The following is a 13,331-nucleotide window of genomic DNA, read 5'->3' as shown; positions in this document are numbered from 1 at the left end:
AAAGCAATGAAATACTGCAAGAATTGGAAAAAATCGTAAACACTTGTCATGACAATGCCATGTACAAGCTCAAGGAAGATTTTCCGACCATGAAAACTTCTGACACCAGGCTGTTATGCTATATTTTTGTAGGATTCTCACCACAAGTAATTAGCTTATTCATGAAGGATACGGTGGCTAACGTATATGCTCGAAAATCACGGCTCAAATCACGTATCAAATCTGCAAAAATAGTAAATAAAGAACTGTTTTTAAATCTTTTGGGATAAAACGGTACATTATTTACAGTAATATATTTTTGACAGGTAAAGGCGCATTTCAGTAATTATATGGATAAAACAAGGAATATGCTTGGCGAGATGAAATAACTATACACAATCCATCTTATAAGTTGTGATCAAGAAAAACAATATCAAAACAGATTTGAACAGTCTTCTTAAAAAGGCAAACAATCTACTTTTGCTTATATATTTGGAGAAGTAGCTAATTTGAAACATAATGCTTTAAATATATCTGACGGATACAATTCAGGAACAGATAACAGTTTATTTTTTTATTATATAAGAACATGCAAAAAAAGAATTTATTCGGAATACTTATTTTAATTGCTTATTTCGCTTCCTGTAATCAAATACATAAAACCCACTATGAGAATGGATGGTATCACATCCTATCACAGCAAAAAGACAGTATTGCTAAAGAGTCTATTGTAACAGTAAAAGATTTTGTTTCGTTACGAATGGATTCTGATGAAAATGGGACATGCGTAATTGTGGGGCAAATAAGCAAGCATAAACTAAAAAAATGGGCAAAAGAAACAGAAAAGGCGATTGGCAAACATATAGCTTTTGTACTTGACGATACGGTAATCACAAATCCAAAGGTGAATGCAAGAATTGAAAACGGTGTTTTTCAAATATCGTTACCTCATGGCTACGATTTAAAAAACATATATAATAAAATTAGGAAAGAGAAAATAGATTCTATTGAAAGTATATTCAAAGGTTGGGAGAAAGATTCCATCTATTACTCATCCAAAGAGAAAGCCGATTCAATTGTGTTTGCGATAGACTACTGGGAGGCTTCTGAATGGGTGGATATGTCGGTCAATCCCGAAGATCATTATTGGTGGGGAGATTTAGATACTGCCACCTACAGCAAATTAGAATCTGCCTTATGCGAAGAAATTGCCAAGCCAAATTTCAGCAGCCGTGCAGAAGATTATATGAAGTTGGATACATATAAGAGGTACAAGGCGTATCTTTGCGAAAATGCAGACTATATTAATCTCATGTTTCAAGGTTTCTTGTTTACAGAACCGGCTACCGGACTATGCGGGTTTCTAGTGGATGATATAGTGAGAAGCCGATATCCCACTGCCCCAAGTATTCGGGTAATGACCTTAAAGATAGATAACCAAGATGACGAGATGTTCGCCAAGTTGAAATATCAGAAAGCTATTTGGCGGTTGATGAATAAAGAAAGAGATGCGAAGAGTAACAAGCAATGAGAATGGTAGCTATGAGTAATTTGAAAAACAAAGTATTAACAGCAATGGGTATCATAAAATGCTCATTTGGTTTCTGACGATTATTCCTGTCGGTATTCCTTTATGTGCTATTATTGGGCTTATGTATGGTATTAAAAATAAAGATACAATATTTACCAAATGCTCTGCCGTAGCTTTATTTGTTGGAATAGCTTGTATTGTTTATACTCTATTAGTTATAAAATCTACGTAGATTGAAATATTTACCAAATATGTGAATAAAAGATTATCAATAAATATAGGGAAACAAACCAAAGGTGTATGGATATAAATAAGGTTATTAATGATGTCTTCAAAATTGTACTAAATATTTTATTTGTATTTACAAAGAGTTATTTGACAACATAGCACCGCAAATCGCTGAAATTTGCACGGTTGCTAATTCGTTACCTCTATTTCTCAAATACTCTGCTAAAAGTTTATTCTTCAATCGGTTAAATCCAACCGATGAAAATCTAAAATAAAAATACACGATAAAGATATAAAAGAAATCGTGTTTTGTTTAGGTAGATTTTACACCGCTCGATATGCTTAAAAATTATCGTCAAAGTTGTAACGAATAAATCAGCAGCTTCCATACTCTGTTCACTTTCTTGGGAATAACCCAACAGATGCTTGACATCCTCTCCTTTTTTTTGGGGGGGGTAAAAGTTATTTTTTTCTCCTGAAAATAAAATGGCCTTGGTAGTCTTGAAGTCCTATATCAACTTTTCATATTCATAACTGATTAAATATTTAACTAGTAATATTCGTTACCAGTTATTTAGTGGTGTTCAGATTGCCCCTCTTCATTCACTAACCAATCCTAAATCGTTAATGTGATTCGTCAGTAATTAGCAAATTTCCTTAATATTTAGTCCCTCCAGACTATTATTAAGGCAAGAAAAAACAAATCCGTTTAATTCGGAGGCAAAGTCAACAGTATACAGATAGATGAAATCTCCTTTATAGAACATATCTCCTTTACGGCTTTTAACGAAGTAATACATTTGAAAGACTGTATTCATTTACAACAACTGATCAAAGTTAGGATTAAGGTACTTGCTGCGGATTCAAGCTACACTAATAATATCAATTTAAAAAGTTTTACAAAACACTTCTTTAAGTACAAGGTCTGAGCTATCTAAATTGCTCCATTTCGTAAGATTTGATGGTCAGAACTCAGCCATGAAAGTGCTACCAGATTGAAAGGAAGTTTTAAAATGTAGAAATAATATTATTTACAGACCAGAATAAAAAGCCAGAAACAGGGAAGTGGAAATATTTTGGATTTTCTTTGGAGTACATACGTTCAATGCGGTATGTATGATTGAAAAGGTCACGAAGAAAAAAAAAGAACGGCAGCATAATCTGACTAAAATAAGAGGAGAGAGTGGGTGAACTTCACCTAAAAATGAGGTATATAATGCATGGATGGAAAAAATAGGAATATGTAAATGATATTCTATAAAAAATGGAAGACTGGGGCTTTTCGAAAAAATGAAGAGAAAAAAAATTATATAAAGTGTTTTTTTTATTAACTTATAGGAAAGAACATCTTATGAAAGAGAATCAATTTATTTTTCAAATCATTCGTATTTGTTTGTGTCATAAAAAGTCTTAAAACATAGTTTATTTGAATATTAGATACTCATTATATCTTTGTGCCTTCAAACAAAGAGTACATTAAATCAGAACAAACAGCCGTTTGCACGAGCATTGAATTTAACTTTATAATAAATCTAGCTGTGTGGTGAGAGATGAGACTGCTAGCGAGATAATCTATTTATTAGAACTTAAGTGCCCCTATTGCATGAGTGAATGTTCAAGAGTATGGCCTGAATGATATCAAATGAGTACAGAAAGCGACTCGAAACGATATGGAAGATAGCTATATGATACCCTCTAAAAGTAAATCTATCAAGAGACGTCAGACGTTTATGACAATGTTTTTTTAACAATACGATGTCACAACACATAGCTTTTGTAGATGAGTTATTTTAAGATAATATTGGTGACAACAACCGACTTTTGTATGGTACCTCATTTCAATATCCTTAAGTTCGTCAGTATCCCCTCGGAAAACGTTTTGTCGTGGACTTGCGAGTACCTATCTCTTGCTGTTCAAGAAATCTTGTGCTATAGAAGATTTATTGTGTATGGTTTGAACACACGTTTTTGATCATCCACAATTATAGTTGAGTGATACCACCTTCAACTTGTAAAAAGAATGTTCCGTTTGTTGGATAAAATACTTTTTGAATTGGCCATCCTTTCTTGATTTTTATAGAATATGCTAAAAATACATTCAATTTTTACTTTGAATGGCTCATTCACTAATTAAGAATAATATTATAGGGAATATATGGTATTTGTGAAATATCATAAAAAGGGTCTTTTTCAAACACTGTTAGGGATACTGTAACAGTCGGTGTTATAATAGTGTATCACTCTATTATGAAGATTGACCATATAATCAGAATTAGCAATGTGAAACATATTTTTTTAAGTTTGATATTGGAATAATATTGTTTTTTTATGCTTTTCGAACAGATGTTAGTTCAATGTGAGATAAAATAATGTTTCATAACACTAAGGTGTTGATTGTTAGATGTATATGAATTGAGGTGTTAGATTTTTAAAATCATTTTATAATTCAAATACAATTTCGCTTTATTATTTTTGCTGGCAAAGAAAAAGTAAGAAAAATCTGACTTTTTTATTTATGAGTACTCATTAGCATTTTATCTATTAATTTAAATTTATCAAAAATGAAAACTAAACCTTTTTTAAAATCGATGGCATTAGTGATTTGTTGCTTAACTTCTTTTGTATTGGTATCATGTGATAAGGATGATGATAAGCCCAATTTAAAAATCAGTCCTAATAAAGTAGAAGTTGCAGTTGGTAAAACGGTTACTGTGTCTGTTAGTAATGGTACTGCACCATATACGACGAAATCAAGTGATGCAAAAATCGCAGTTGCGAAATCAGATAAAAATGCGATTGTAATTACCGGTGTAAAAGATGGTTCAGCAATGATAACTATTACGGACCGGAAGGGAGTTACAGGAAAAGTTGCTGTAACTGTAAGAACTGTAAAAGAGACCCCAAAAACTCCAAAAGGACTGGATTTTGATAAACAATCTATTACTGTGAGTGTTGGAAAAGATGGTATAGTAACAGTAAAAGGTGGTGCACAGCCATATTCTGCCGTTGCGAAAGATGTCAATATTGCTACGGTATCAGTCAAGGAAAATAAAGTCAACATAAGAGGAGTTAAGGCAGGAAAAACTACTATTACAGTTACAGATAAGGATAAGAAAACGGGAACTATCAATGTGACGGTTAAATAGTTTTCTTTTTTTCTAATTTTATTGTAATGCATAGCGAGTGAGACGAAGATAATTTCGTTATATACTGCTATGCATTTACAATAAGTCTTTGTATATAATGATCTTGCGAGTTATAATTAACCTCAAATTATATGTTAAATATTTTAAATTATGAAATTGATTAAATTGCATTTATTGGTAGCAGCCATGATAATAGTAACATCAGGCTGTGTTGGATCTGGGAAGAAATATAAACAACAAGAAAATAGTGCTGCCGGAGTAGTGGATAGCAAAAACAAAGATTGTTATGGCACCTATGAAGGCATATTACCTTGTGCCGACTGTGGTGGCATCAAAACGACATTGAAAATTAATAGTGATGCAACTTATGATTTGCGGAGTGAGTATCTGGGTGAGGAGAATGGTATTTTTGAAGAGAGCGGTGTATATAATATGATAGGCGAAAACATCATTGAACTGGTTACTCCTTCATCGGGTGCCAAAACATATTATAAAGTTCTCGACGACGCAGTGGTCTTGTCTGACAGTACGGAAATCTTCAACAATAGCGGGCGGCTCGCAGCACAATATATATTGAAAAGACAGTAATGTTTATGTGTGATAGGACATGTGATTTGTTTAAGGTAGGAAATTTTAACATAAAAAGGTGCCTATTATTTCTTGTCTGTATAATGTTATTAGTTGCTTGTGGTGAGAATGATCCGATTGAATCCCGGAATCGACATCCCAGGCAACAGGAAGAATCTCATAGTGAACAATCCGGATCAGTTCCCGCTGTGGCTAAAGAGGATGTTGCAGCTTATTTTAGATTTGATATGTCTAGAGATATAAATGTTGCGTTAGGACTTGTTGAAGCACAGAAAGAGACGCTGCAGATAAACGGGAAAATGATAAAAATAACTGAGGCTGTAGTGAAAAGGAAAGATTATCAAAAAGGCTCATTTGTGCTATATGTTACAGGCACGGTAAATGGTTCACCTTTTAAGAATGAATTCACTTTTACCGGCTTTGTGAGCAAACCTGACGATTATCAAATGGTTAATGGTGCACAAGCTGAGTGGAAAGCAAATGCTGATTATTATGCAAAGCTTGATTTTGATAGCTTTTACAGATTACATAAAGTGAACATGTTTACAATTGAGAATTTAGGCCGGTTAGTGGACTTTTATTCTATAAATGTAGGGGGAGAAAAATATCTTTTTACTCTGGAAGATCTTGAGAAGACGGTTCTTGAAGATATAAAATATGAGCAAAATCAGCTTTCTTTCTATCTTAGGTACAATAATAGTAGGTCTAAAAAAAGAATATCACTTCTGTTTGACAAGAATAAATATTATGAAGGAAAGGTTACTGTAAATACAGATTTTATAAAACAGAAGTATATGAGAGGGATATATGAAAATCCATCTCTATTTAATGGTCACATTTTTTCATATGATGAAAGTGCGTATGCTGTGGAAATCAGTACAACTCTGAAAGAAAAAAGCGACACAGGCAACATGCTTACACTACATTTAAGCATGTATGCAAAGGGTAATGGTGGCTTGTTGCTTGCAGAATTTGATAAAATATTCACCGGTTTTAAACCCTTAAGTGAATTGAAGAATGAGTTGATAGCCTACTCAACACCGGATTTGCATGAGTTTGTGAAAAATAAACTTAAGAATAGTAATTATGGTGATGTGAAAAATAAGTTTTCCAATTCTATAGATAGATGGATACAGTATGTGGAATTTGTAATTAAGGATCATGATTCATTGCAATGGGAAAAGAATAAATGGAGCAAGAACGTCTTGAATGGTCTCTTTTCTTCTGTAAAGGATATATATTTGGATAATGTAAGATTTGAACTTAACTCCGCCCAATTAAAGGAGATTGGCGGAAAGCGTTTTTTGTATATTGTTTTTCAAATGATTGGTGCTAATGATTTGGTATTGACGAGTGACGCTATTCTTTTTAATATGTCCATACACATACCTTCTTCGTTATAAAATGATTTGTGACAAATTGATCCGGTCCAATATTGTGTTTATATTTAAATTGAAATTCACAATGATATCTAAGACAAAAATATTCCTTTTTTTTCTTGCAAGAGCTTTATTTATTAATGCACAACAATAAGAAAAAAAGAGGAAGTAAAAAATGATTCCGTTTACTAACTTCAGGAGGGTAGTAGTAGCCTCTCTCGACCAATAAATATAAAAAAATCTTTCTATTGGAATGAAGACAAGATAAAAGCTGGCATATCTGTACAAGGAAATTGGCGTAACCAAAACTTTCCAGGTACACTTCCGCAAAGAAAGAATATGGTAACCGGAACATTTGAACGCGATTTCGACATCAATCCTTTCTCTTATGCTTTGGGAATGAGCCGTACTTTGCGTCCTCGAAATATCAACGTGAACTGAAGTATTATCGTAACAATTGGACACCGTTCAATTTTAAACGAATTTAAAAACAATTATATGAGAATCGAAGTACTTGATTTTAAAATAATAATGCTCATCGGTCAAAACTTATCAAGAGATCATTACTGAATATTTTCTGGGAGAAGAATCATTTTGGTTTTAGGGGGCATCTTACACAGGCCCTCCAATATGAACAGGAATAAAAATAGGAAGATTTATTATAGCCTGTTATCATACAGCCGGTAACGATGTGTCGATTTATTTGATTCCCATATCAAAATAATCGGGACAATATATTTAATCGTACTTGATCGTAAAATCATCATTTATAGGTATTGCGTACAATTATGCAATCTGCTATCTTTACAACCTAATGGATAATGCAAGAAAAAAGCGGAAATACAGAGCCATAGTGGCATGCTTATTGTTGCTGACTATGATGCCTTTCTTCTTTGTGAAAGCCTTTCATGTTCACAAAGAAGATTTATGTATATCTCATGATGAGCAACAATCTTCCCATCATGATTCTGCCGATAAATGTGCTATCTGCCTGTTCACTTTATCTTCATTTACCGAAGCCGAGAGCTTTGAGTACAATTGCGTTCAGACAGAGAACCCCGTTGAATATCTTATCCAAAAGGAGAAGGACATTACTGTTACTTTTCCCCTATTGTCTCTCCGCGCTCCTCCTGTCCAACTATTACAATCCCTCTCATGGGTTGCATGCATTATAAGATGACATGTGAAAGAGGGATGCTGTGCCCTTTGGTTATCTTAAACAATTTATAACTTCATTACAATTTTCGTAAAGTATGACATTTCATGCATATTTCCAATATGTGTGTCTATTCATTGTCTGGCTGTGTGCAATATCTCCTACAAGGATGTATGCACAGAAATACCGACAGCAATCAGATACACATAGGACACTGTTGGTTGTAGATAAGGAAACCGGACGTCCGATTGAAGGAGCTTACATCTTATTGGAGAATCAACCCCTTGCCAGTTCAACCGGAGGAAGAATCATTATCCCTTGGAAGACAAATTCCAAGGATACAGTTCTTGTACAGAGTTTGGGCTACAAATCTCAATATATATATTTGAGTGAGGCATTCAAAAAGGTGAATATTCAAACAGTATATCTTTATCCGGAGATAAAAATTCTGGAAGAAGTCATTATTACCGGTGAGTGCTCCGGAGTGACTCGGAATACGGTAAGCAACAACCTTACTTCCTTCGCAATCAATCGCGCATTGGGAACTTCTCTCACCTCTCTGCTTGAACAGGTCAGTGGCGTAAGTTCCATCAGTACGGGGACGACAGTTGCCAAACCTGTCATCCAAGGAATGTATGGCAACCGGATATTAATCATAAACAATGGTTCCCGCCAGACAGGCCAACAATGGGGAGTTGATCATGCTCCTGAAGTGGATATGAACGGAAACGCTTCCATTCGGGTGATAAAAGGTTCTGACGCGGTACGATATGGTTCAGAAGCTTTGGGAGGAATTATTGTCATGGAACAGGCTCCCTTACCCTTCCGGAAGAAGGCCTTGAAAGGAAAGACTTCCATACTTTATGGAAGTAATGGTCACCGTTATGTGCTGACCGGACAGTTGGAAGGCACTTTCCCTTTTCTCCGTGACCTTGCCTGGCGAGTACAGGGGACATATTCAAATTCCGGAGACCGTTCCACCGCAAACTATCTTCTAAATAACACTGGAGCCAGAGAACATCATACCTCCGCTTTACTCGGCTATGACCGTGGACGTTTAAGAATAGAAGGATTCTACAGTCACTTTTACAACCGGACGGGAGTAATGTTCAGTGCCCAGATGGGAAGTGAAGATCTGCTGGCAGAACGTATCCGATTGGGACGTCCCCTGTACACAGATCCTTTCACGCGAAGTATCGCATACCCATATCAAAAAGTTACCCATCAGACAGCCATTGGTAAAATGAAGTTCAGTATGCGGAACGCAGGAAATCTTTACTGGCAAAGTTCCTGGCAGAAGGACGACCGACAGGAAAACCGCATCCGGCGTCTGGGTTCCGACATTCCAGCTGTTTCCCTGCACTTAAACTCATTACAAAACTCTCTCTGCTGGAAATTGAATTATAATTCATGGCAAACAGAGGTTGGGGGACAAATTATGTTCATTGATAATCACAGTCAGGCAGGAACAGGTATTGTTCCCGTTATTCCCAACTATACGGAGACACAGATGGGAATATATGGTATCGGGAAGTATAATTACAGTAAAGGAGGAATTGAAGCAGGTATTCGTTTTGACGGACAGGAAACCCGTGCCAGTGGTTATGACTGGACAGGAAGTCTCTATGGAGGAACAAGAAAGTTCAATAACGTATCATACAGTCTGGGAGGTCATCATCATTTCTCTGACCAATGGAAGCTCACCACTAATTTCGGGCTGGCCTGGAGAGCTCCTCACGTGTATGAATTATATAGCAACGGAAATGAACTCGGATCCGGAATGTTTGTCAAAGGAGATTCTACCATGCACTCCGAAAGGAGCTATAAATGGATATCTTCCATCAGTTACAGCAATAAGGTATTCAGTGCCCGAATGGACGGTTACCTGCAATGGATAAGCGGCTATATCTATGATGAACCGAAGAAAGAAACCATCACTGTTATTTCGGGGGTATACCCTGTATTCCAATACAAACAGACCCCGGCTTTCTTTCGCGGAATGGATTTTGACTTTCACTTCATGCCCATAAATTCATGGGATTATCACCTGATTGCTTCTTTTATACGGGCAAATGAACAGACGACAGGAAATTACCTTCCTTATATCCCCTCTTCCCGTTTCAGCCATGACCTCTCATGGCTTCACGAAACCAAATCGCATTCCAAATTACGTTTGAGTATCAGACATCGATTCGTGGCAAAACAGACCCGGTTTGACTCGAATACGGATCTTATTCCCTATACCCCTCCGGCATACCACCTCTTGGGGTTCGCTGCTAGCTTTGAGTGTCCTGTAAAATACGGATACAAACTACAATTCATGATAGCGGCAGACAATATCTTGAACAAAGAATATAAAGAATACACTAACCGTTCACGCTACTATGCACATGACATGGGATCTGATGTACGTTGTGTAGTGAACTGGAGTTTTTGATTTATAACAATTATTATTAACCAAATAAATAAAAAATGAAAACAAATGTATGTAAAATCGCATTGATGTTCCTGATAGGAACAGCTCTTTCGTTGTTGTTCAATTCATGCAGTAAAGATCCTGTAATTCCTGAAAATGAGACAGATAATAAATTGCATGAAGATCCTTCCAAAATGACTATCCGTCTTGTGGAATGTCACCTGCATGCAGACTGGAATGAAATACAGAAAGTCGGTGGACCTCACCAGAATCCGGAATCTCCGGCCAAGCACATGAAACGTATTCAGGAAATAACTTATGAGCTGAAAGCCGGCAAGGGTTGGAGGCTTGCCGAAGGCAGTCAAAGCAAGTTCTACGTGCAGAAAAATGGAGACTACTATACTTATGGGAAATACACCCCGGCTCCCGTTTATTTGATGTTCATCTATTACTATAACGCCAAAGGAGATTTGATGAACAGCCAGTTTATAGAAAACGGGCAGGATAATATTCATCAACATTTCTTCACGCCTGAAAATGTAAAACCCACATTTGACGGTCAGCCGGAAGCCGATGACAATGAACCGCAGAAATTGGTGGATTATCTTTATGTGGACACTACCCCCTGGGACAAGACCAAACATAGCAAGGAAGCTGAAATAACAGGAGACAGTAACCCGATAGGTTTGAAAGGAGTTATCCGTTTTTTGAAAGACCGTAAGGAATTCGACCTGAAAATTCGTCTTTATCACGGCTACAAATCCAAGGGCAATCCGGAAACAGGTACTTTTGATCCGTTCTATAAACCTTCCGGAATATTGATCCAGCGTGGTACATGGGATATCAACCTAAACATTCCGGTAGTGGTGTTCTGGAGCCGTGAAGAGACTGTGGGGGTAGACGAAGACACGAACCCCGAAGGGGTGGAAGAAGACGGGCTTGATGAAAAAAGTAATCGTGCCATACATTCAATTATGGGAACCTTCAATCTTACATGGAAAGAAGCGCTTGAAGAGTTTATAATTTACACTTATAAGTCAGGGGATGTGGAAGCCGGAGCGATTTGGCTTTGAAAATCGGTTTGGACTGCCATAAGTAACCATAAAACTGCCTGTTGTGACATTGGTGCCGGTATTGTTTCAACAGGCAGTTGTTCCTGTTAAACCGTTTCATCTTTTTTTGCAAGAATGAAACGGAAACAAGTGCCATTCGGCAGTGTCTCCAATGAGAACTGCCATAGGGCATTGAAAAGAAAATCATCTCGTGTTATAAACGATTAAATTCATGCTGTTTATTAGAATATTCAATATATTGTGAGATAATGAGTCATAATATTGTAAGATTATAAGAGGATTTGATTCTATGAATATCAGGAAATGGTTATTTACAATTCACATTTAAGATAAAATAGAGATTTTACAATGGAAGGCTATAATAAAAAAGTAATAATGAGTTATTGGACAATTTGCAGGATGAAAACAACGAAAAAAATCTACGTAAAGGTTAGCATTATCTTTTTATTGGGAGGAATTTTACTTTTTTCTTCATGCGAGAAGGAGGAAAATCAAAAGATAGAAGCCAACCGGAAAACATTATTCATGTATTTGCCATGGTCCTCAAATTTGACGAACTATTTTTATAATAACATATCTGACCTGGAAAAATGTATAACGAAAATAGGGCTGAACAATGAGAAAGTAATTGTTTTTATTTCTACCGGTAGTACGGAGGCCATGATGTTTGAAATTGTGTCTTCTCACGGGAGATGTAAACGTGAAATACTTAAAAAATATAAGTCTCCGCCTTTTACGACAATCGATGGGATAACAGCAATTTTAAATGATGTAAAGACATTTGCTCCGGCTTCTGTTTATACCATGATTATAGGATGTCACGGTATGGGATGGCTTCCTGTTTATGAGATGAAAGTGCGTTCCGCACCTCACATGAAAATGCATTGGGAATATCAGGGTGTTCCATTGACACGTTATTTTGGAGGACTGACCGCCGAATACCAAACAGATATAAAATCTCTAGCCTCCGGTATTGCTAATGCAGGCATGAAAATGGAATATATTCTATTTGATGACTGTTATATGTCATCTATAGAGGTTGCCTATGAATTAAAGGATGTTACAAAATATTTGATTGGTTCTACCAGTGAGATGATGGCATACGGAATGCCTTATGCCGCTATTGGGGAATATTTACTGGGGAATCCCGATTATCAATCGGGATGTGAAGAATTTTACAATTTTTATTCAACCTATGAAATAATGCCTTGTGGGACATTAGCAGTAACGGACTGTTCAGAACTGGAGAATATGGCAGCCATCATAAAAAGTATCAATAGTAAATATTCTTTTGACAAATCCCTGTGGGGAACAATCCAACGTTTAGATGGTTATACTCCTGTAATATTTTATGATTTTGCAGATTATATAACCTCACTCTGTAACGATCCTATATTATTAAACCAATTTAGAGAGCAGCTAAATCATCTTGTTCCATATAAAACCCATACAAAAAATTTCTACACTATGGCCAAAGGTATTATTCCTATCAATACATTTTCCGGTATAACAACATCCGATCCGAGTGACAATCCTATGACTGTGCTGAAAGAAAATACATTATGGTATAAAGCAGCGCATAATTAAAGTTGATAATAAGATGAAGAATACTAAACTCCCAAGCCTGCATATTTTATAACTTTTTGGTTATTGTCTGTTTTTGGAAATGGTATATATAGGAATTGAGAACTATCATGCAGGGAATCATGCAAAAAAAGTATTTATGGTTTCTGTTGAGATACAAAGAATGTAATAATAATTATATTTCTTCTAATAAAAGCTTTCCGCATCGAAATGTGTTTGTTACTCCTAATATTCGCAATATGAAATATAAA

The 13,331-nt window shown here is 35.9% G+C and carries 8 protein-coding genes and 2 pseudogenes; all 10 read left to right on the top strand.

What is annotated here, in order from left to right; genetic code table 11:
* Positions 1–269 (top strand): annotated as a pseudogene (locus tag BSCG_RS30275) (hypothetical protein); the annotation flags it as partial.
* Between the two features lie 299 nt (positions 270–568).
* Positions 569–1,510 carry a SecDF P1 head subdomain-containing protein gene (locus tag BSCG_RS06930; protein WP_004311519.1) on the top strand — a complete coding sequence of 314 codons (942 nt, stop codon included), beginning with the start codon at positions 569–571 and terminating at the stop codon, positions 1,508–1,510.
* 2,789 nt (positions 1,511–4,299) lie between these two features.
* Positions 4,300–4,884 carry a pilus assembly protein N-terminal domain-containing protein gene (locus BSCG_RS06935; protein WP_004318691.1) on the top strand — a complete coding sequence of 195 codons (585 nt, stop codon included), beginning with the start codon at positions 4,300–4,302 and terminating at the stop codon, positions 4,882–4,884.
* Between the two features lie 150 nt (positions 4,885–5,034).
* Complete coding sequence (locus BSCG_RS06940) at positions 5,035–5,472, top strand: copper resistance protein NlpE (RefSeq protein WP_004318689.1); 438 nt, start codon at positions 5,035–5,037, stop codon at positions 5,470–5,472.
* Complete coding sequence (locus BSCG_RS06945) at positions 5,472–6,875, top strand: hypothetical protein (protein WP_004318688.1); 1,404 nt, start codon at positions 5,472–5,474, stop codon at positions 6,873–6,875. The genes BSCG_RS06940 and BSCG_RS06945 overlap by 1 nt, the downstream gene beginning before the upstream one ends.
* Before the next feature lie 204 nt (positions 6,876–7,079).
* Positions 7,080–7,379: pseudogene (locus BSCG_RS30065) on the top strand (hypothetical protein); the annotation flags it as partial.
* Positions 7,380–7,665: 286 nt separating this feature from the next.
* Positions 7,666–8,031, top strand: a complete 366-nt coding sequence (locus tag BSCG_RS30570) for a hypothetical protein (RefSeq protein ID WP_008017067.1) — start codon at positions 7,666–7,668, stop codon at positions 8,029–8,031.
* Positions 8,032–8,104: 73 nt separating this feature from the next.
* A complete protein-coding gene (locus BSCG_RS06955; protein ID WP_004318683.1) occupies positions 8,105–10,444 on the top strand; it encodes a TonB-dependent receptor in 2,340 nt (779 codons plus the stop codon).
* Positions 10,445–10,479: 35 nt separating this feature from the next.
* Positions 10,480–11,496, top strand: coding sequence for a hypothetical protein (locus tag BSCG_RS06960; protein WP_004313753.1), 1,017 nt, complete (start codon positions 10,480–10,482; stop codon positions 11,494–11,496).
* A gap of 399 nt (positions 11,497–11,895) precedes the next feature.
* Positions 11,896–13,083 (top strand): clostripain-related cysteine peptidase, encoded by a 1,188-nt coding sequence (locus BSCG_RS06965; RefSeq protein WP_241762159.1) that lies wholly within the window; start codon positions 11,896–11,898, stop codon positions 13,081–13,083.
* Positions 13,084–13,331: the final 248 nt, after the last annotated feature.

Origin of the sequence: Bacteroides sp. 2_2_4 (genome assembly GCF_000157055.1) — a bacterium.
In the GTDB taxonomy this organism is placed as follows: Bacteria; Bacteroidota; Bacteroidia; order Bacteroidales; family Bacteroidaceae; genus Bacteroides; species Bacteroides ovatus.
This window is presented reverse-complemented; position numbering and strand designations above follow the sequence as displayed.